This is a genomic window from Microlunatus antarcticus, from assembly GCF_014193425.1.
Taxonomy (GTDB): Bacteria; Actinomycetota; Actinomycetes; order Propionibacteriales; family Propionibacteriaceae; genus Microlunatus; species Microlunatus antarcticus.
Genome location: NZ_JACHZG010000001.1, coordinates 475750 through 495138, shown reverse-complemented (window position 1 = coordinate 495138; position 19389 = coordinate 475750). Strand labels below are relative to the sequence as shown.

Here is a 19389-nt window from a genome sequence, read left to right as displayed (position 1 = left end):
GTGGCCCCGCCCGCGCGTCCCCGAACCCTCACCGAGAGTCTCCGCCGCTGGCCCGTCGAGGCCGTCGAGGCGCTGCTCGCCGCACGCCCCGACCTCACGGTCCCGATGCCGCGGGACCTGTCCGAGCTCGCCTCGCGGGCGACGACGTCCGCCTCGACCGGCCGGGCGCTCGACGACCTCGACGCCTGGCAGCGGCTCGTCGCGGAGGCGCTGGCCGCCCTGCCCGACCCGACGACGCTCGCCGACCTCGAGGCCCTCGTCGGCGGCGCCTCCACGGAGGTCGTGGCGGCCGTCGACGTGCTGCGCGCAAGGGCCCTGGCCTGGGGCGACGACGACGGGCTGCACCTCGTCCGCACCGCCCGCGAGACGTTCGAGCCGCACCCGCTCGGCCTGGCCGCGCCCTCGCGGCAGCCGGTCGAGGACGTGGAGGTCGACGCCGCGCTGGCCGGGTGCACCCCGGCCATGCGGGCGCTGCTGGACCGGCTCGTCTGGTCCCCGACCGGGGTCGCCCGCCAGTCCGACCGCGCCGGTGGTGCGGCCTCCCGCAGCCCCGTCGGCGCCCTCCTGGCCGCACGGCTGCTGCGCTCCCTCGACGGCGACACGGTCGTCCTCCCACGCGAGGTGGCCCTGCGGCTGCGCGAGGGGCGGCTGACGCCCGAGCCCGTCGCCCGGCAGGCTCCGGAGCTGACCGGCCGGAGCCGACCGACCAACCTCGTCGACCGGGCGGCGGCCGGTGCGGCGCTCGGGCTGCTCGACGACGTCGACCTCGTCGCCCGCGCGCTCGAGGACGCCCCGTTCCGACCGCTGCGGACGGGTGGGCTCGCGGCCCGCGACCTGACCGCGCTCGTCCGGGCGCTGGGGACCGACCTCGCCCACGCCACGTTCGTCGTCGAGCTGGCCGCCGCCGCCGGTCTGGTCGCGCCCGGCAGCAGCCACGGCGTGCTGCCCACCGCGGCGTACGACCGCTGGGTCACCCGCCCGGCCCCGGAACGCTGGACGACGCTGGCGCGCGCCTGGCTGGCCGTGCCGCGCTGGTTCGCGCGCTCGTCCGCCGCCGGGGCCCACGCCCTCGGCCCCGAGGCGGAGTCGCCGTCCGCGCCGGCGCTGCGCCGCGTCGTCCTCGGCCTCGCGGTGGCGGCGGGCCCGGGCACGGTCCTGGAGGCACCCGACCTCGGCGCCGCCCTCGCCTGGCACCGGCCCCGCCTCTCGCGGACGCCCGAGGCGGCCGTCGAGCTCTCCCGCGACCTGTGGCGTGAGGCGTCGTGGCTGGGCTTCGTCGCGCTGGGTGCGGTGTCGGACTTCACCCCCAGCCTGCTCGCGGACGTCCCGATCCCGGAGGCCCTGGCGGCCCTGTTCCCGGAGCCGGTCATCGACCTGGTCCTGCAGGCCGACCTGACGGCCGTGGCCGGCGGTCCCCTGCGCCACGACGTCGCCGCCGACCTCCGGCTGCTCGCCACCCAGGAGTCGCGCGGGGCGGGGGCCGTCTACCGCTTCAGCGCCGACTCCGTACGCCGGGCCATGGACGCGGGCTGGTCGGCCGAGGACGCGCTCGGCTGGCTGCGCGCGCACGCCTCGACGGCGGTCCCGCAGCCGCTGGAGTACCTGCTCGGCGACGTCGCCCGCCGCCACGGCGCGGTGCACGTGGGTCCGGCCCTCAGCTTCGTGACCTCCGAGGACGACGCCCAGCTGAGCACGTTCCTGCGGCTGCCGCAGTCCGCCGCCCTCGGCCTGCGTCGCCTCGCCCCCGGCGTGGTCGTGGCCGCGGCCGAGCCCGACGAGCTGCTCGAGGCGCTCCGCGAGGCCGGCCTCAGCCCGGTCGCCGAGGACGCCCACGGCCGTGGCCTGCCCGCCCCGCCGGTCCCCCGCGCCCCCGCCGCCCGGCTGACCCCGGCTGCGTCCCCGCCCCGGACGGCCGACGTCGCCGCCGCCGTGATCGCGGCCGACCAGCGGGCAGCCACCGCCACGACCGCGGCGGCCGCGCTCGACGACCTCCGGGCGGCCACCCGCGACGGGCTGCCCGTCCGCGTCACCTGGGTCGAGAACGACGGCCGGTCCACCCAGCGCGACCTGGCCCCGCTCGACCTCAGCGCCGGCCTGGTCCGTGCCGTCGACCGGACCAACGCGCAGATCGTGACGATCGCGCTCTCGCGGATCGCCGCCGTCGAACCGGTCTGACCCGCTTCTCCGCCGACGCAGGTACCCCTCCTGGGGTGGCCTCCTCGCCACCACCCCCCGCCTACTCTGGGACGGATGTCTGATTCCCAGCCCGGCCCTCTCGTCGTCCAGTCCGACAAGACCCTCCTCCTCGAGATCGACCACCCGGCGGCCGAGGCCTGCCGGATCGCGATCGCCCCCTTCGCCGAGCTGGAACGCGCGCCGGAGCACATCCACACCTACCGGCTGACCCCGCTGGGACTGTGGAACGCACGCGCCGCCGGCCACGACGCCGAGCAGGTCGTCGACACGCTCCTCACCTACAGCCGCTACCCCGTCCCCAACGGGCTGCTGGTCGACGTCGCCGACACCATGGACCGCTACGGGCGGCTGCGGATCGAGAAGCACCCCACGCACGGCCTCGTGCTGGTCACGACGGACCGTCCGGTGCTCGCCGAGGTCCTCAAGTCGGCGAAGGTCAAGGGCCTGGTCGGCAACCGCGTCGACGACGACACCGTCGTCGTGCACGCCAGCGAGCGCGGCCACCTGAAGCAGGTGCTGCTCAAGCTCGGCTGGCCCGCCGAGGACTTCGCCGGCTACGTCAACGGCGAGGCCCACGCGATCGACCTCACGCAGGACGGCTGGGAGCTGCGGCCGTACCAGGCGCAGGCTGCCGAGTCCTTCTTCCACGGCGGGTCCGGCGTCGTGGTGCTGCCCTGCGGCGCGGGCAAGACGATCGTCGGGGCCGCGGCCATGGCCACCGCGAAGACGACCACGCTGATCCTCGTCACCAACACGGTCTCGGCCCGCCAGTGGCGCGACGAGCTGGTCAAGCGGACGAGCCTGACGCCGGAGGAGATCGGGGAGTACTCGGGCTCCAAGAAGGAGATCCGGCCGGTCACCATCGCGACGTACCAGGTCATCACGACCAAGCGCGGCGGCGTGCACCCCCACCTCGAGCTCTTCGGCGCGCGCGATTGGGGCCTCGTGCTCTACGACGAGGTCCACCTGCTGCCGGCGCCCGTGTTCCGGATGACCGCCGACCTGCAGGCCCGCCGCCGCCTCGGCCTGACCGCGACGCTCGTGCGCGAGGACGGCCGCGAGGGCGACGTGTTCTCCCTCATCGGCCCCAAGCGCTACGACGCGCCGTGGAAGGACATCGAGGCGCAGGGCTACATCGCCCCGGCCGACTGCGTCGAGGTCCGGGTGACCCTCAGCGAGTCCGAGCGGATGACGTACGCGGTCGCCGAGCCGGACGTGCGGTACCGGCTCGCCGCGACGGCCGACTCCAAGACCGACGTCGTCGTCGACCTCGTCCGCAAGCACACGGGCACACCGACCCTGGTCATCGGCCAGTACGTCGACCAGCTCGAGGAGCTCGCCTCCCGCCTCGACGCCGCGCTGATCACCGGCGACACGACGGTGCGGCAGCGCGAGCGCCTGTACGAGTCGTTCCGGACCGGCGAGATCGACCTCCTCGTGGTCAGCAAGGTCGCGAACTTCTCGATCGACCTGCCCAGCGCCGAGGTCGCGATCCAGGTCTCGGGCGCCTTCGGCTCCCGGCAGGAGGAGGCCCAGCGCCTCGGCCGCCTGCTGCGCCCCAAGGCCGCCGGCGTCATGGCCCGGTTCTACGCCGTCGTCAGCCGCGACACCGTCGACGCCGAGTTCGCCGCGCACCGCCAGCGCTTCCTCGCCGAGCAGGGCTACGCGTACACGATCATGGACGCCGACGACGCCCTGGCCGCCGACTAGCAGCACTGTTCTCGGTCGGACTCCTGCGAGCCGGCACGCTTTCCTCGCGTCGGCACACCCTGCTCGCCCGGGCACACCCTGCTCGCACCGGCACACCCTGCAGGGTGTGCCGACGACAGCAGGTGGTGCCCAGGCGCACAAGGTGTGCCGCTGATCAGAGGGCCGCGCGGGCAAAGGCCCGGCGCAGGCGTTCGGCGATGACCTCCGGGTGGTCCAGGTCGGCCCACACCCACCGCACCACCTGCCAGCCGAGCTCGCGCAGCAGGTCCTCCCGCCGCTTCTCGCGGTAGAGGACTTCGCCGCCGTCCTCGCCCTGGCCCAGCAGCCGCCCGTACTTGACCCGGCCGTCGAACTCGCCGATCGTGCGCAGCCCCGGCCACACGAAGTCGACCCGCCCCACGGCCTCCGACCCGTCCAGGACGCGGAACTGGATGTCGTCCGGCATGAGGCCAAGGTCTGACAGCAGCACCCGGCTCAGCGACTCGCCGGCCGACTCCGACCGGCCGTCGGCGAACTCCACGACCTTCCGTGCCCTCCCCGCGCCACGGAGCTGAGCGGTCCGGTCGAGCGCTGCACCCAGCTCGGCCATCGTGACCCCGATGGTCAGCGCCCGGTCGGCCGCAGCGACACCCTGCTCGAAAGGGAGGGAACGGGCGAGGTCGACCACCGTCCGCGCCAGGTCAGTGGTGGGCCAGCCGTCGATCCGGACGACCTCGCTCGGCGACAGGGGGCTGCCGTGCCGGTGCACCGTGGTGCGGCGACGTCCCCCGCCGGTGCGGGGACGCGTCACGTGCACCCGGCTCAGCGGATCGGGCCACATGGGCAGCGTGTGCAGGATTCCGGCTGAGCCGTGGCTCAGCGTCCAGCCCGGTCCGAGCTGAGGCATCGTCGCCTCGACCAGCAGCCGGTGCGCCTCCTCGTGGGTGAGGTCACGCCCGTCGGGCCGGAGGTAGGCGCCCCGCCGGAGCCGGACGAGGTCGCCGCCCGAACGACGTCGGGCCAGCTCGGAGTCGGACATCCCTCGGGCCACGAGCTCTCTGCGGAGCACCACCTGCTGCATGCGGCAAGACCAGCACCGGCGGGACAGGCAGGCCAGGGGCTCGTACGTCCCCTGTGGACAGCGCTGCGTACGGAACTGGCTCTGTGGACGGGCGTCACCGAAGTCGGCATACCCACCGGACAGCGGCACACCCTGCAGGGTGTGCCGAAGGGAGCAGGGTGTGCCGGGACGAGCAGGGTGTGCCGAAGGGAGCAGGCTGTGCCGGGACGAGCAGGGTGTGCCGCCCGGGGCTCAGGGGTCGGAGTCATCCCGGTCGGCATACCGGGCGAACGTCGGCACACTGTGCAGGGTGTGCCGAGACGAGCAGGGTGCGCCGGCAGAACCTCAGCTCACGTCGAGAACCGTCGACTCCTCCTGGAAGCCGAGGTCGACCGGCCAGCGGTCGGCGTGGTCGAGGAGCAGGAGGATCTCCTCCAGCTCGCGCGGCCAGACCCACTCGTCGCTGGCGCGCAGGTCCTCCTCGGACCACCAGCGCCAGCCCTTGAAGGTGATCTGCTCCTCGGCCGTGTGGCCGGTGACGTCCACGTCGAACGTGTCGACCTGCGCGAGGTAGAAGGCCTCGTCCTGCTCGATCACCTGGTCGGAGTAGCCGTGGACCACGTGGCGCCGCGCCACCGGGCCGAGGAGGACGCCCGGGTCGAGGTCGAAGCCGGTCTCCTCGCGCACCTCGCGCACGGCCGCCTCCGTCTCGGACTCACCGGGGTCGATGCCGCCGCCGGGGGTCACCCACCAGCGCACGTCGACGAGGCCGGGGTCGCTGTCCTCGAAGAGCAGGGTGGCGCCGTCGGGATTGAGCAGCAGCACGCGGACGGTGCGACGCGTGACCCGCGGGCGGTTCGCCGGGTTCTCGACGGGCGAGTACGAGCGGGTCCGGACGGGCGGTTGCACTGACTCAGTCACGGTCTTCAGCCTAGGAAGCCGGTCGGCGCCCTCGTTCCCGGGTCCCTCCCGGCACGTCGCGGCGGGCAAAGCCCTGGACGGAAGAGCCCCGGGGCCCTAACGTGGCCCCTCGCCCCTTCGTGCCTGCCGATCCAGGATCGGAGCTCTCGCATGCGCGCCGAGCCCTCACACCCGCCCCCTGATCCCCTCGCCGCCGAGCAGACGCACCTCGACGAGTCACGCGCGGCCCTGACGCAGATGCGCCGCCAGACCGCGGGCCTGACCGCCCAGGGCGCCGACCGGATCGCGACCGAGCACCTCAAGCAGGTGCTGCACCGACGGATGCTCTCGCTGCAGGACGACCCGACGGTGCCGCTCTTCTTCGGCCGGCTCGACTACGCCACCGACCTGGGCGCCGAGCACGACGAGACCCTCTACGTCGGCCGCCGCCACATCACCGGCGAGGCCGGTGGCGAACCCCTCGTCATCGACTGGCGCGCGGGCATGTCGCTGCCCTTCTACCGCGCCCGCCCCGCGGACCCGATGCACGTACGCCGCCGCCGCCGGTTCGGCTTCTCGTCGGGGGCGCTGACGGCGTACGAGGACGAGGACCTCGTCGGAGGTCCCGCCGTCGAGGGAGCCGAGCGCGGCACCGGGTCGTCGATCCTCCAGGCCGAGATCGAGCGGCCGCGCACCGGTCCGATGCGCGACATCGTGTCGACCATCCAGCCCGAGCAGGACGTCATCGTCCGCGCGGGCCTCGACCAGTCGGTCTGCGTGCAGGGCGCCCCCGGCACCGGCAAGACCGCGGTCGGGCTGCACCGGGCGGCGTACCTCCTCTACGCCCACCGCGAGCAGCTGTCGCGGTCGGGGGTGCTCGTGGTCGGGCCCAACGCCAGCTTCTTGTCCTACATCGGCGACGTGCTGCCCGCGCTGGGCGAGATCGACGCCGGGCAGGCCACGGTCGAGTCGATGCTCGCTGACGCGACGGAGCTCGAGGTTCGCGGGACCGAACCCGCCGCCCGGGCCCGGCTCAAGGGCGACGCCCGCCTGGCCGAGGTCCTCCGCCGCGCGGTCTGGTCGCACGTCGCGCCCGCCACCGGCACGCTCGTCCTGCCGCGCGGCATCCACCAGTGGCGGGTGCCCGCCTACCTCGCCGACGAGGTCGTCGCCGAGCTCCGGGAACGGGGCGTCCGCTACGAAGCCGGCCGCACGATGCTGGCCCAGCGGCTGGCCCACCAGGTGCTGCTCCGGATGGAGGCCGCGGGCGACTCCCCCGACGACCGGGTCCAGGCGGCCGTGGCCCGCAGCCGGGAGGTGAAGGCGTACGTGAGCGGGCTCTGGCCGGCGCTCGACCCCGCCCGGCTGGTGCTCCGGCTGCTGACCGACGCCCCGTTCCTGGCGGAGGCGGCCGCGGGGCTCCTCGACGACGACGAGCAGCGCGAGCTGCAGGGCGGGCGACCCGGCCGGACGCCGAGGTCGGCCCGGTGGACGCTCGCCGACGTCGCGCTCGTCGACGAGGCGCGCGACGTCCTGATGCGGACGCCGAGCCTCGGCCACGTCGTCCTCGACGAGGCCCAGGACCTGTCGCCGATGATGCTCCGCGCGGTGGGCCGCCGCGCGAGCACAGGCTCCATGACCGTGCTCGGCGACCTCGCGCAGGCCACCACGCCGTGGTCGGTGGGGTCGTGGGAGGAGTCGCTGGCCCACCTCGGCCAGCCGGACGCGGTGGTGACCGAGCTCGTGGAGGGCTTCCGCGTCCCCGGGCTGGTGATCGACTACGCCGCCCGGCTGCTCCCGGTGATCGCCCCGACTCTGACGCCGCCCTACTCCGTACGACGCTCGGCCGGCGAGCTCGACCTGCGGCGCAGCGATGCACCGCTGACCGCGACCGTGACCGCGGCCCGGGAGCAGCTGGAGCAGGCCGGGACGGTCGGCGTCGTGGTCGCGGACGCGCAGGTCGCCGAGGTCGCCGCGGCGCTCGGCGGGGCCGGGGTCGCGTACGCGCTGCTCGGCGAAGGCACGGCCGAGGCCGACCCCGAGGACCACGCGGACGTCCGTCGGGTCGAGCTGGTGCCGGCGTCGTTGGTGAAGGGGCTGGAGTTCGACCACGTGGTGCTGCTGGAGCCCGCCCGGCTCGTCGCCGCCGAGGCGGACGAGGTGACCGGCCTGCGCCGGCTCTACGTGTGCCTGACCCGGGCGGTCACGACCCTGGTGGTCGTGCACGCGGCCGACCTGCCGCTCGCGCTGGCCGCCTGAGCCTCTGCCCCTGACCGACTCAGGAGCTGTCGGTCGAGGCGCCGACCTCTGCGAGGCCCTTCGACAGGCTCAAGGGGCGTTGCTCCGCGTGGAGCGTCAGCCCCGCGCCTCGCGCGTCGCGGCCTTGAGCTGCACGTCGAGCTCGCGGAGCTCGCCGACGAGGGAAGCCATCTCGTCGATGCCCAGGCCGCTGGCCCGGCACATCTCGAGGGTCACGCTGGCGGCGCGCTCCTGCAGGCGCTGGCCGGCGCGGGTCAGGCCGATGATCACGAGGCGCTCGTCCGAGCGGTCGCGCGTCCGGCTGATCAGGCCCATCGCCTCCAACCGCTTGAGCAGCGGGGAGAGGGTGCTGGACTCCAGCGAGAGGCGCTCACCGATCCGGCCGACGGGCACCGACGACTCCTCCCACAGCAGCACCATCACGAGGTACTGCGGGTAGGTGAGCCCGAACTCCTCCAGCGCCACCCGGTAGCGGGCGGTCATCGACCGCGAGGCCGTGTAGAGCGCCAGGCAGAGACGGTCGTCGAGGGCGATCATCGCGGCTTCGTCGGGCGTCACCGGAGACGTACGGGCGTCCCCACCGGGACGCTCCAGCTCCTGCGCGACCAGATCCATGTCCACAGGCTAGTCGCGCGGGGGCCGTACGCCACGGACCCGTCCACGACATCCCGCGTACGGCACATCAATCCGTGACCGCATCAGCCGGCCGTGTCGAGCCGCTGCGGGCTGACGAGCGGGAGCCGCACCTGGAACCGCGTGTCGCCCGGCACCGACGTCACCCGCAGGTCGCCGCCGTGGCGCTGCGCGATCACGCGGTAGGAGATGTCGAGCCCGAGGCCGGTCCCCTCCCCCACGGGCTTCGTGGTGAAGAACGGCTCGAAGATGCGCTCCTGCAGCTCCTGGGGGATCCCCGTCCCCGTGTCCCCGATCTCGACCAGCACGTCGTCGCGCTCGAGCGCGGTCCGGATGGTCAGCGTGCCGCCGTCGGGCATCGCCTGCACGGCGTTGTCGATCAGGTTGGTCCACACCTGGTTGAGCTCGGCCGGGAAGGCCGGGACCTTCGGCAGGCCCTCCGCCAGGTCCTTGACCAGGGTGATGTTCCCCGGCGCGGTGATCTTGTGCTTGAGCATCATGATCGTGCTCTTCAGGCCCTCGTGCACGTCGATGTCGGCGTGCGTCGCGCGGTCCATCTGCGAGTACTGCTTGGCCGCGCCGACGAGGGTCGAGATGCGGGTGGTGGCGTCCTCGATCTCGTTCATCAGCTGCTCGGTGTCGAGCGCGTACGCGACCCAGTGCACCGCGTCGCTCAGGACGTCGGGCGAGACGCTGCCGGCCAGCTCCTCCAGCCAGTCGACGTCGGCGCCGGCGGCCACGAGCACGGGGGCGACGTCCCAGCTGCCGACCACGTCGTGGTCCTCGAGCCAGTCGCCCAGCTCGTCCTCGGCCTCCGACGTCTCCATCGGGCTGAGGTCGCGGGTGATCTTGGCCATCCGCTCGACGGCCGCCTCCTGCAGGTCGACCATCGCCGCGAACTCACGCCCGTCAATGTCGGCCGAGGCGAGGTGGCTGAGCTTGCCGCGCATCTTGCTGACCCGCTCGCGCAGGCTCGCCGTCGCGCGCACGGCCGCCGAGGCGGGGTTGTTGAGCTCGTGGGTGAGGCCGGCGGCCAGCCGCCCCAGGGACAGCAGGCGCTCGCGCTGGCCGACGACGAGCTGGCTGTTGCGCATGCCGGTGGCCAGGCCCTCGAGCATGTGGATGGCCATCGGGAACCAGACGCGGATCTTGTCGGCCCACAGGGCGGCGTCGATCACCCAGAACGTGGAGTCGGTGACCGCGACGAGGCTGTTGGCGTAGCGGTGGCCGGCCTCGGCCTTGACGAACGCCGCTGTCGCGCCCGCGTACACGCCGCGGTGGTCGGTTCGGTTCACCTCGACGTTCGTGCCCTCGACCCAGCGCCGCATCGCGACGCACCCCTCGACCAGCACGAAGAAGCAGGTGGCCGCGTCGCCCTCGGTGTAGACGGCCTCGCCCTCGGCGCGGGTCTCGACGTAGCCGTTCTCGCTGAGCCACTCCAGCTGGGTCGGCTCGAGCGCCTCGAAGAGGAAGAGCGTCCGCAGCTCGTCGGGCGTGAGTCGCCGCTCGCCGCCGCCCTGGTCCGCCGTCCGCTGCTGCACCGTCTGGTCCGTCACCGTGTCGCTCACCGTGTCTCCTTCGCCCTGCACAACGTGCGCGGGACGCTCCTGCTTCCCATGGTGCCCCCGGTCGGGTCCTGCCGCGCGCCGAGGCGCCCGGCCGGTGTCACTGCTCGGCCAGGTAGCGGTGCACGAGCGTCACGGCCAGGGCGCCCTCGCCGACCGCCGAGGCGACGCGCTTGACCGAGTCGGCGCGGGCGTCGCCGGCGACGAACACCCCCGGCAGGCTCGACTCGAGCAGGTACGGGTCGCGCGGCAGGTCCCAGCCGTCGGGCCGGCGGCCCTCGACCAGCAGCTCCGGCCCGGTCACCACGAAGCCGCGCGCGTCCCGGACGACCTCGCCGTCCAGCCAGTCGGTGAGCGGAGCGGCGCCGATGAAGACGAAGAGGTGCTCGGCGTCGACCACCTCGCGCTGCCCGGTGGTCTTGTCGAACAGGGTCACCGCGCTCAGGTGCTCCTCGCCCTCGACCTTCTCGATCTGCGTGCAGGTGCGGACCTCGATGTTGTCGCGGGCCTCGACCTGCTCGATGAGATAGCTGGACATCGACTTCGTCAGCGAGTCGCCGCGGACGACGAGCGTCACCTGGGCGGCGTGCGTGGAGAAGAACACGGCCGCCTGGCCCGCGGAGTTGGCCCCGCCGACGATGACGACGTGCTGGTCGGCGCAGGCGGCCGCCTCGGTCGACGCGGAGCCGTAGTAGATGCCGCGCCCGAGCAGCGCGTCGGCCCCCTCGGCGTCGAGCTGGCGGTAGGACACCCCGGTCGCGAGCACCACGGCGTGGGCCAGCAGGGTCTCGCCGTCGTCGAAGGTGATCTCGCGCGCCGGGCCCTTCGCCTTGAGCCCCACCACGGAACGTGCCGTGAGCAGCTCCGCCCCCAGCCGTACGGCCTGGCGGCGCGCCCGGTCGGTCAGCTGCGCCCCGGCGACCCCGTCGGGGAAGCCCAGGTAGTTCTCGATCCGCGAGCTCTGCCCGGCCTGCCCGCCGGCGGCGGAACGTTCCAGGACGACGGTCTTGAGCCCCTCCGACGCCGCGTACACCGCGGCCCCGAGCCCGGCCGGCCCGCTGCCGACGATGACGACGTCGTAGAAGTCGCCGCGCGGGGTGGTGTCCAGGCCGACCGCGTTCGCGAGGTCGGTCAGGCTCGGGCGCGACATGGCGTCGCCGCTCGTGGTGACCACGACCGGCACGTCGGCCGGTCCCTTGCCCGCCGCGGCCAGCAGCCGCTTGCCGTCCGGGTCCTCGACGTTGTACCAGCGGTACGGCACCAGGTTGCGGGCCAGGAAGTCGCGGACCTCGTACGACTCCGGCGACCAGGGGTGCCCGAGGATCTTGGTCTTGTGCTCCGGCGGCTTGCCGTCGCGCTTCCAGCTGGTGAGCATGTCGTCGATGACCGGGTAGAGCTTCTCCTCCGGCGGCTCCCACGGCTTGAGCAGGTAGTGGTCGACGTCGACGACGTTGATCGCCGCGATCGCCGCGCTCGTGTCGGCGTACGCGGTCAGCAGCGCCCGCCGCGCCTGCGGCACGAGGTCCATGGCCGACTCGAGGAACTCGACCCCGTTCATCTGGGGCATGCGGTAGTCGGCCAGCAGCACGGCCACCTGCTCGCCGCGGAGCACGACCTCCCGGATCACGTCGAGGGCGTCGGAGCCCGTCTCGGCGCGGACCACGCGGTAGTCCTCGGCGTAGCGCCGCCGCAGGTCGCGCGCGACGGCGCGCGAGACGCTCGGGTCGTCGTCGACGGTGAGGATGACGGGCTTGACGTCGCGGGGACCCTCGCCGTCGCGGCGCGGGCGACGTCCCGGGCGGACCTGGTCGCCCGGCTCCCCCACCCCTCGGGTCGGGCCGCCGGTCAGGTCGGTGGGCGTCAGCGGGGCGGGGTCGGTCACGCGGTCTCCTGGTCGATGAAGCACCAGCGCCAGGTCTCGCCCGGTTCGACGGACGTCATGACGGGGTGGCCGGTCTGCTCGAAGTGGCGGGTGGCGTGGGCGTTGAGGGAGTCGTCGCAGCAGGCGACGTGGTCGCAGGTGAGGCAGCGCCGCAGCGTCACCCACTGGTCACCGGTGAGCGCGCAGTCGGCGCAGTAGGGCTCGAACCCGGCGGGGAGAGGTGTCAGCGGTTGTGCCTCGAGGTGGGCGCACGGCATGGAGTCGGCACGGTCCTTTCGTCGGCACCATCTTGCTCCGCGCCGGTGACGAGAAGGTGACGGATCCGCCACCGGCGTAGCGGGTGGCCCTCACCGGGCCAGGCGGGAGCGTTTCCGGCGCCGCAGACCGGCAGCGCGCAGGGCCACGACGATGGCGCGGGAGGTGACCGGCCGGGCTCCCGCGGCGAGCGCGTCGTCGTAGCGGTCCTCCACGAGGTCGTAGTGGTCGCCGTCGAACGCGCGGGGCGGGAGCCCGAGCCGGGCGGCGAAGGCGTGCAGCTCGTCGTACGAGGTGTCGCTGGCCAGGTGCGACCAGAGACGGCCGTGGGCGGGCCAGGTCGGCCGGTCGACCAGGATCAACGCGGCACGTCCCGGGCACCACCGGTGTGGCTGTCGAGCAGCGCCCGCCAGGTGCCCACGAGGTCGGCGTCGACGTAGGCCTTCCACGACCCCAGCGGGCGCACCTGGGTCGACACCTGGAACATGCCCACGCCGGCCCGCGCCAGCCACGGCACGTGCTCGGGGCTCAGCCCGCCGGCGGCCATGATCACCCGGCGCGCCGCCGGGTCGCCCTCCGCGCGGGCCACCAGCTCGTCCAGCCCCTCGGCGACGCCGCGCGCCGAGCCGGCCGTCGCGACCGTGTCGAGCCCGGGCAGGTGGGGCAGGTCGCGCCAGGCGCGGTCGGTGGAGATGCAGGAGTCGACGGCCCGTGAGAACGTCCAGCGCAGGCCCGCCCCGTCGGCCCCGCCGACCAGCTCGGCGACGACCTCGAGGTCGATCTCGGTCAGGGCGTTGAGGAAGCCGAGCACGACGCCGTCCGCGCCGGCGGAGCGGTAGGACGACAGCAGCCCGTGCAGGTGGGCGACCTCGCCGCCGTCGGTGCCGTAGCCCTCGCGCAGGCGCAGCAGCGGGCGTACGGGGAGGCTGGTCGCCGCCCGCACCTGCTCGACCAGCGCCGGTGCCGGCGACAGCGCTCCCGCCTCGCGCTCCGTGCCCGGCAGCGCGTCGCCGATCAGGCTGACCCGGTCTGCCCCACCGGCCTCCGCCTTGACCGCGTCCGGGGCGTGGGTGACGACGACCTCGAGCAGGGCGCTCACACCGGCTCCTCGTGCTGGTCGTCCGCGGGCCTGGACCCGGCCTCGGGCACCCGGGCGCCGTCCAGGGCCTCGATCGTGGCGAGCGACGGGCCGCGGAGGCCGCGCAGCCGCGCGGAGACCGCCTCGGCGTCCGCCAGCACGCGGCGGACGTTGCCGTGGGTCAGCGCGACGAGGTCGGCGCCCGACCAGCCGCGGCCGCGCAGCGCGTCCAGCAGGGCGGGGTAGCGCGACACGTCCTCGAGGCCCACCGGGGTCGAGGCCGTGCCGTCGAAGTCGCCGCCGAGCCCGACGTGCGCGGACCCGGCGACCTCGCGCACGTGCTCGACGTGGGCGACCACGTCGGCCAGCGTCGCCGGCGGGCAGGGCCGCTCGTACGCGTCCCCGAACGCCTCCAGGGCCTCCAGGTCGCGCGGGTCGACACCGGCGCCCAGCGCCGCGTCGTGGACCTCGGCCGACCACGCGGCCGCGGCCGGGCTGACGAAGCGGGGCACGAAGGTCACCATGCACACGCCGCCGTTGCCGGTGAGGCGTCGCAGGACGTCGTCGGGAACGTTCCGGGGGTGGTCGGCGACGACCCGGGCGCTCGAGTGGCTGAAGACCACCGGGGCCTCGGTGACGTCGAGCGCGTCGTGCATCGTCGTCGCCGCGACGTGGGAGAGGTCGACGAGCATCCCGAGCCGGTTCAGCTCGGCGACGACCTCGCGGCCGAAGCGCGTCAGCCCGCCGTGGCGGGGCACGTCGGTCGCCGAGTCGGCCCAGTCGGTGTTGGCGTTGTGGGTGAGGGTCAGGTAGCGGACCCCGAGCCGGTGGAGGCTGCGCAGCACCCCGAGCGAGTCGTCGATGCTGTGACCGCCCTCGGCCCCGAGCAGGCTGGCGATCCGGCCCGACGCCAGCGCCGCGTCCAGGCCCGCGGCGTCGGTGACGAGCACGAGGTCGTCGGGGTGGCGCTCGACCAGGCGGTGCACGGCGTCGACCTGCTCGAGCGTGGCCGTGACGGCGGCGGCGCCGCGAAAGCTGCAGGGCACGTAGACCGACCAGAACTGCCCGCCGACGCCCCCGGCCCGCAGCCGCGGCAGGTCGGTCTGAAGCTGCGGCTGGGGCCGGCTCACGTCGACGAGGTCGAGGTCGTAGCCGCTCGGTCGCAGCGCCCAGGGCAGGTCGTTGTGGCCGTCCACCACGAGCGGCCCGGCGTCGGTCGTCACGGGCTCCTCCTCGTGGTCGGCCCGGCGACAGGGCCGGGCGCTGCTGACCCTAACGGGCCTCGCCCGGGACTACTGGGCCAGCGCCATCTCGAGGCGGTCGAGCAGGGTCTCGAGCCCGACCTCGAACTCCTCGTCGCTGCGGTCCTCGCTCAGCAGGGAGCGGAGCCGGACCACCGTCGGGTTGCCCGACGTGTCGGCGTCCGCGTCGGTCGTCGGCACGCTGGCCCCGCCCTCGTCCAGCGGGTCCTCCACCGGACCGGTCTGCGCGCCGCGGGCCGCGGACTCGAGCAGCAGCTGCCCGAGCAGAAAGCTGGTGAAGGCCCGGTACGTGCCCACGGCCTGCTCGTCGTCGAAGCCGTGCGCGAGGAGCGTCGACAGGAACTGCTCCACGAGCTCGAGGCTGCGCAGCGGCGGTCGGAGCCACGGCGCCGCGGGGTGGCGGGTGGCCACGAGCGGGAAGGCGGCGGGGTGCTCGACGGCGATCCGCCGGATCGCGTGGGCGAGTGCCTGCAGGTAGCCCTGCCAGGAGCCGGTCACGGTCTCGTCGAGCGCGTCGCGGAAGTCGTCCAGGAGCAGCGCCACGACGGCCTCGAGCAGGTCCTCGCGCCCGGTGACGTAGCGGTAGAGCGACATCGCCTCGACGCCGAGGTCCTGGCCCAGTCCGCGCATCGTCAGGTTGTGCGGGCCCCGCTCGTCGATCGCGCGCAGAGCGGCACGCACCACGACGTCCCGGTCGAGACCCTTGGTGGTGCGTCCGTTGTGCACCTTCGGCGCGACCTCCGCCACCTGCCGTCCTCCAGACGTCGAGCTCCCCTGCCCTGGCGACGATAGTGCGTGCCCGGCCGACCCGGGCCCCGCTCGTACGACGGGGCGGGCACCCGAGGTCCGAGGACCTAGGTGCCCGCCCCGCCGGGTGGGTCGGACCTACGAGCCCTGACGGGCCTGCTGCGCCTGGTCGCGCACCTCGCCGGCCGCGGAGGCGCTCTCGTCCTTCACGTCCTGCTGGGCGCTCTGGGCGGTGCCCTTGACCTCCTGCTGCGCGCTCTGCGCCGTGCCCTTGACCTCCTGCGCGGAGTCCTGGCCCTGGGCCTTGACCTGCTGGGCGGCCTGGGTGGCCGTGTCCTTGAGGTCGGCGGCCGCCTGCTGCGCGGGCTCCTTGAGGTTGCCGGCGACCTCCTTGGCCGCGTCCGTGATCTTGGACGTGATCGGCTCGGCCCGCTCCTTGAGGTCGACCGCGGCCTGGCGCTCGCGGGACGACGCCGGGATCAGCGACGAGACGAGCAGACCCAGGCCGAAGGCCACCAGGCCCGCGCCCAGGGGGTTGCCCTGGCTCTTGCTCTTGATCGAGCCGGGGACGTCCGCCACCGCACCCCGCGCGTCCGAGGCCGCGGCCTGGACGTTCGAGGCGGAGACGTGGGCGCTGTCGCTCGCGTCGGACGCGACGCCCATGACCTTGTCCTTCAGGTCGTTGCCCTTGTCGCGGATCGAGCCCTTGACGTTCTCGACCTGGCGGCGGGCGATGTTCTTCGGGTTGGCCTGGTCGGCCAGCGCGTCGACGTCACCGCTGAGGGCGGCGCGGGTGCGCTCGATCTCGCGGCGGATCTCTTCGGGGTCGCTGCTCGTGGTCATCGGTTGTCCTCTTCTTTTCCTTTGACGGCGTTCGGGATCTTGCCCAGGGTGTCCGCGGTGGTCGGGAGCCCGCGCACGCGCTTGAGCTCCTTGCGGCCGACCGTCAGCAGGACGGCGGCGACGATCGCCCAGACGACGGCGACGATCAGGGCGGCCCAGCCGCGGCCGGTGCCGTTGCCGATGGCCCACCACAGCGAGACGGAGAGGAAGAGCAGCACGAAGAAGCCGCCGATCCCGGCACCGGCCAGCAGGCCGACGCCCTTCCCGAGCTGGCTGCCGCTCTGCTTGACCTCGGCCTTGGCCAGAGCCACCTCCTGCTGCATGAGGGTGCTCAGGTCACGCGTCACGTTGCCCAGGCGCTCGCCGAGCGAGATCTCCTGGTCCTGGCCCTGCGGGACGCCCGGGTAGCCGGGCGTCGGGTCCGGCGCGGTGTAGCCAGTGCTCACCGGGACCCACCGGTCCAGGTCTGCGGCGCCGGGCTCTCCGGCAGGTCGCCGGGGACGTAGCCCTCGGTCGGGTAGGCGGGGGTGCCGTAGGCCGGGGTCTCGTAGCCGGCGACGGGCGTCGGCTCGTAGCCCGTGACCGGCGTCGGCTCGTAGCCGGCCGCCGGGTAGCCGACCGGGGTCGCGGCGGGAGCCGTGTAGTCCGGGGCGGCGTGGTCCGGGCCGGTGACGGCGGGCGTCGTGGTGCTGGTGCTCGGCGCCTGCTGCGCGTCGTGCTCGTCCTTGGCCTCGGCGGCCAGGCTGCGGGTCACGCGGCCGACGACCACGCCGGCGACGAGCGAGGCGCCGAGGAAGGTCCAGGGACGACGGCGGGCGAAACGCGTGACCTCGGTCAGCACGTCGGCCGGCTCGTGGTCGGACAGCCACTTCGAGAGCTCGCCGCCGGTCCGGGCCCCGCGGTGCGCGAGGTCGGCCAGCGGGCCGCTCCCGTCGGAACCGCCCGAGGCCATCGTCCCGAGCTCGTCGGCGAGCGAGTGCACGTACTCGGCGAGCTTGTTCTGCGAGGTCCCGGCCTGCGACGCGAGCTGTGTGCGGCTCTCGCCGACGATGTCCTTCAGCGAGCTCGCGGCCTGGTCCTTGACCTGCGCAGCCTGGTCCTTGGCCACCGCGGCGACCTGCTGACCCTGCTCGACGGCGGTGTCCTTGACCTGGCCGGCCTGCTCCTTGGCCGTGTCCTTGACCTGGCCGGCCTGCTCCTTCGCCGTGTCGGCGACGCGACGGCCCTGGTCGGCCGCGGTGTCCTTCACGTCCCCGGCGCCGGTGCTGCCCTGGTCGGTGCCCGGGGTGGTGGTGGTCTGCGGGACCGGTGCGTAGAGGTCCTCGACCGGCGCGACGTACGTCTCCCCGTAGGCGGTGCCGGGCGAGACCTGGGTCCCGGTCTCGTAGACGGTCGTCGGGTCCGGGTCGACTCCGCGACCGATGCCCTCTGCAGGCTCGTACGGCGAGTGCGACATGTGCTCTCCTTCAGCTCTCGGGGAGCCCGTGTGTGCCTCCCCGACCCACCTTCTAGCCCGATCGGGGTGGTCTCAGACACCTGCGGCACCGGCAATCCTTATCGTGTAAGGCTGGAGGCCGGACGAAGTCGGGCGGGCCACCACCCGCCTAGGATCGGGTCGTGGCGTCGAGGCTGCGCACGGCCGGCGTCCTGCTGACGTCCGCCCTGCTCGCGGGTGGGTGCAGCTGGGGCGCGCAGGAGCCGGGGCTGTTCACGACGCCGCGGCCGACCCTCTCCCCCGACGCGAGCACGTCGGCGCCCCCGGTCGACGTCCCGGCGCCGACGGACCCGCGGCTGCCCGTGGTCGGCGAGGCGCTGTGGACCACCGCCGAGGGCAACGACGTCACGATCCGCTTCGCGGTGCACGCGGTCCGTCGGACGACGGGCGCGACCGTGCTCGACTGGTCCGTCACGCCACTCGTCGGACCGGGACGCGCGGCCGGCGACCCCGTGCCGTCCGGGACCGACCTCGGGCTCGACCGCACCCTGGCGGGCCAGCAGAACCTCGCCCTCCTCGACCCGGCCGCGTCGCGGGCCTACCGGCCGCTGGCGAACGTCTCCCCGGAGCTCTTCAGCCGCTGCCTCTGCACGCCGCTCTTCGCGGTGCTGCCGCAGCTGCGCTTCGGCGAGACGCGGCTGCTCCAGCTCGCGTTCCCCACGCTGCCGGCCGCCTCGGACCGGATCGACGTCGCCCTGCCCAACCTCGCCGTCGTGCCCGGCGTCGCCGTGACCCCCGTGGGCCAGGTGCCGGTCGCGCGGACGCCGACCGACCTCACCCGTCCCGCGGCCGCGGGCAACTCCGTGACCGGCGCCAAGCTGTACGCGGTGCCCGACGGCAGCGGCGACCTGCAGACCGTCGTCGTCAACCGGGTCGTCGCGTCGAAGGGCCTCACGTCGGTCGTCTGGACGTTCTACTCGGTCGACGACCAGGACCTGCGGACCCGGGCGGTCCCGCCGGTCGCCCGGGCCCTGCCCGACGGCGTCCGGGTCGTGACCGAGGTCCCCGCGAGCGGCCCTCGGCTGCGGGTGCCGGACAGCGGCACGGCACCGACCGGGGTCCGCTGGACGACGGCCACGTTCGCGGGGCTGCCGACGTACGAGTGCCTGTGCTCGGGTCTCGGGCTCTGGTCGCGCGGTCTGCGCTCCGGCGGCGGCTCCGCGCACCTCACCACCCAGGTCGGCCCCCTGCCGGCCGGGACGACCCACGTGGACGTCCAGTTCCCCGGGCTCGACGCCTTCACCAGCGTGCGCGTCACCTGGGTCGACGACGCGGAGGTCGTGCCCACCGAGCCGGGCACCGGGGCGACCTGGACCTACGACGCGACCGACCCGCCACGCGGCTGGGCGACGTCCGACTGGCCCACCCCGCTCCCCGCGCCCGACCAGGTCGGCGACTACACGAGCCGCCCCGAGCGGATCCTCGGCTCCCTCCCCCGGGGCTGACGCTCACGCCCCCCGGGAACGCACAAGAGGCGGCCCCCCGAAGGGGACCGCCTCTCGTCAGGTCGTGCAGGTGGAGCAGG

Annotated in this window: 17 protein-coding genes; 4 read left to right on the top strand and 13 right to left on the bottom strand. The window is 74.2% G+C overall.

Annotation, left to right across the window (positions count from 1 at the left end):
* Positions 1-2175: a helicase-associated domain-containing protein gene (locus FHX39_RS20865; protein ID WP_183336498.1), complete on the top strand. Its 2175-nt coding sequence runs from the start codon at positions 1-3 to the stop codon at positions 2173-2175.
* Between the two features lie 75 nt (positions 2176-2250).
* A complete protein-coding gene (locus tag FHX39_RS02400) occupies positions 2251-3906 on the top strand; it encodes a DNA repair helicase XPB (RefSeq protein WP_183336496.1) in 1656 nt (551 codons plus the stop codon).
* A gap of 154 nt (positions 3907-4060) precedes the next feature.
* Here FHX39_RS02400 and FHX39_RS02395 read toward each other — a convergent pair whose 3' ends face one another.
* Both FHX39_RS02395 and FHX39_RS02390 read right to left on the bottom strand, forming a co-directional pair.
* The gene (locus FHX39_RS02395) at positions 4061-4966 is read right to left on the bottom strand and encodes a type IV toxin-antitoxin system AbiEi family antitoxin domain-containing protein (protein ID WP_183336495.1); all 906 of its coding nucleotides are present in this window, start codon (positions 4964-4966) and stop codon (positions 4061-4063) included.
* Positions 4967-5290: 324 nt separating this feature from the next.
* Entirely contained in the window at positions 5291-5866 is a 576-nt protein-coding gene (locus FHX39_RS02390) for an NUDIX hydrolase (protein ID WP_332836631.1), read from the bottom strand.
* A 150-nt stretch (positions 5867-6016) separates the two neighbouring features.
* Here FHX39_RS02390 and FHX39_RS02385 point away from each other — a divergent pair, with 150 nt between their 5' ends.
* Positions 6017-8104 carry a HelD family protein gene (locus FHX39_RS02385; RefSeq protein WP_183336494.1) on the top strand — a complete coding sequence of 696 codons (2088 nt, stop codon included), beginning with the start codon at positions 6017-6019 and terminating at the stop codon, positions 8102-8104.
* 96 nt (positions 8105-8200) lie between these two features.
* Here the strand turns inward: FHX39_RS02385 and FHX39_RS02380 are convergent, their stop codons facing one another.
* From FHX39_RS02380 to FHX39_RS02330, 11 genes are all read right to left on the bottom strand, one after another.
* Positions 8201-8719: a MarR family winged helix-turn-helix transcriptional regulator gene (locus tag FHX39_RS02380; protein WP_198423233.1), complete on the bottom strand. Its 519-nt coding sequence runs from the start codon at positions 8717-8719 to the stop codon at positions 8201-8203.
* 83 nt (positions 8720-8802) lie between these two features.
* Positions 8803-10305: a sensor histidine kinase gene (locus FHX39_RS02375; protein WP_332836630.1), complete on the bottom strand. Its 1503-nt coding sequence runs from the start codon at positions 10303-10305 to the stop codon at positions 8803-8805.
* A 97-nt stretch (positions 10306-10402) separates the two neighbouring features.
* The gene (locus FHX39_RS02370; protein ID WP_332836629.1) at positions 10403-12184 is read right to left on the bottom strand and encodes an FAD-dependent oxidoreductase; all 1782 of its coding nucleotides are present in this window, start codon (positions 12182-12184) and stop codon (positions 10403-10405) included.
* Entirely contained in the window at positions 12181-12441 is a 261-nt protein-coding gene (locus tag FHX39_RS02365; RefSeq protein WP_183336493.1) for a UBP-type zinc finger domain-containing protein, read from the bottom strand. The genes FHX39_RS02370 and FHX39_RS02365 overlap by 4 nt, the downstream gene beginning before the upstream one ends.
* Positions 12442-12531: 90 nt before the next feature.
* Positions 12532-12801 carry a DUF4031 domain-containing protein gene (locus tag FHX39_RS02360; protein ID WP_183336492.1) on the bottom strand — a complete coding sequence of 90 codons (270 nt, stop codon included), beginning with the start codon at positions 12799-12801 and terminating at the stop codon, positions 12532-12534.
* The gene (locus tag FHX39_RS02355) at positions 12798-13538 is read right to left on the bottom strand and encodes a copper homeostasis protein CutC (RefSeq protein ID WP_183336491.1); all 741 of its coding nucleotides are present in this window, start codon (positions 13536-13538) and stop codon (positions 12798-12800) included. Before FHX39_RS02355 ends, FHX39_RS02360 begins: the two co-directional genes overlap by 4 nt.
* The gene (locus FHX39_RS02350) at positions 13535-14740 is read right to left on the bottom strand and encodes a dipeptidase (RefSeq protein ID WP_183336490.1); all 1206 of its coding nucleotides are present in this window, start codon (positions 14738-14740) and stop codon (positions 13535-13537) included. The genes FHX39_RS02355 and FHX39_RS02350 overlap by 4 nt, the downstream gene beginning before the upstream one ends.
* 69 nt (positions 14741-14809) lie before the next feature.
* A complete protein-coding gene (locus FHX39_RS02345) occupies positions 14810-15526 on the bottom strand; it encodes a TetR/AcrR family transcriptional regulator C-terminal domain-containing protein (protein WP_198423232.1) in 717 nt (238 codons plus the stop codon).
* 138 nt (positions 15527-15664) lie between these two features.
* Positions 15665-16369, bottom strand: coding sequence for a DUF3618 domain-containing protein (locus FHX39_RS02340; protein WP_183336489.1), 705 nt, complete (start codon positions 16367-16369; stop codon positions 15665-15667).
* A complete protein-coding gene (locus FHX39_RS02335; RefSeq protein WP_183336487.1) occupies positions 16366-16815 on the bottom strand; it encodes a phage holin family protein in 450 nt (149 codons plus the stop codon). The genes FHX39_RS02340 and FHX39_RS02335 overlap by 4 nt, the downstream gene beginning before the upstream one ends.
* The gene (locus FHX39_RS02330) at positions 16812-17825 is read right to left on the bottom strand and encodes a hypothetical protein (RefSeq protein ID WP_183336485.1); all 1014 of its coding nucleotides are present in this window, start codon (positions 17823-17825) and stop codon (positions 16812-16814) included. The genes FHX39_RS02335 and FHX39_RS02330 overlap by 4 nt, the downstream gene beginning before the upstream one ends.
* A gap of 161 nt (positions 17826-17986) precedes the next feature.
* Here FHX39_RS02330 and FHX39_RS02325 point away from each other — a divergent pair, with 161 nt between their 5' ends.
* Complete coding sequence (locus FHX39_RS02325; protein ID WP_183336483.1) at positions 17987-19309, top strand: hypothetical protein; 1323 nt, start codon at positions 17987-17989, stop codon at positions 19307-19309.
* The last annotated feature ends 80 nt before the right edge of the window (positions 19310-19389 follow it).

Coding starts and splice junctions, on each gene's coding strand:
- FHX39_RS02400 (WP_183336496.1), top strand. CDS start 2,251: ATGTCTGATTCCCAGCCCGGCCCTCTCGTCGTCCAGTCCGACAAGACC.
- FHX39_RS02395 (WP_183336495.1), bottom strand. CDS start 4,966: ATGCAGCAGGTGGTGCTCCGCAGAGAGCTCGTGGCCCGAGGGATGTCC.
- FHX39_RS02385 (WP_183336494.1), top strand. CDS start 6,017: ATGCGCGCCGAGCCCTCACACCCGCCCCCTGATCCCCTCGCCGCCGAG.
- FHX39_RS02380 (WP_198423233.1), bottom strand. CDS start 8,719: ATGGATCTGGTCGCGCAGGAGCTGGAGCGTCCCGGTGGGGACGCCCGT.
- FHX39_RS02365 (WP_183336493.1), bottom strand. CDS start 12,441: ATGCCGTGCGCCCACCTCGAGGCACAACCGCTGACACCTCTCCCCGCC.
- FHX39_RS02340 (WP_183336489.1), bottom strand. CDS start 16,369: ATGACCACGAGCAGCGACCCCGAAGAGATCCGCCGCGAGATCGAGCGC.
- FHX39_RS02330 (WP_183336485.1), bottom strand. CDS start 17,825: ATGTCGCACTCGCCGTACGAGCCTGCAGAGGGCATCGGTCGCGGAGTC.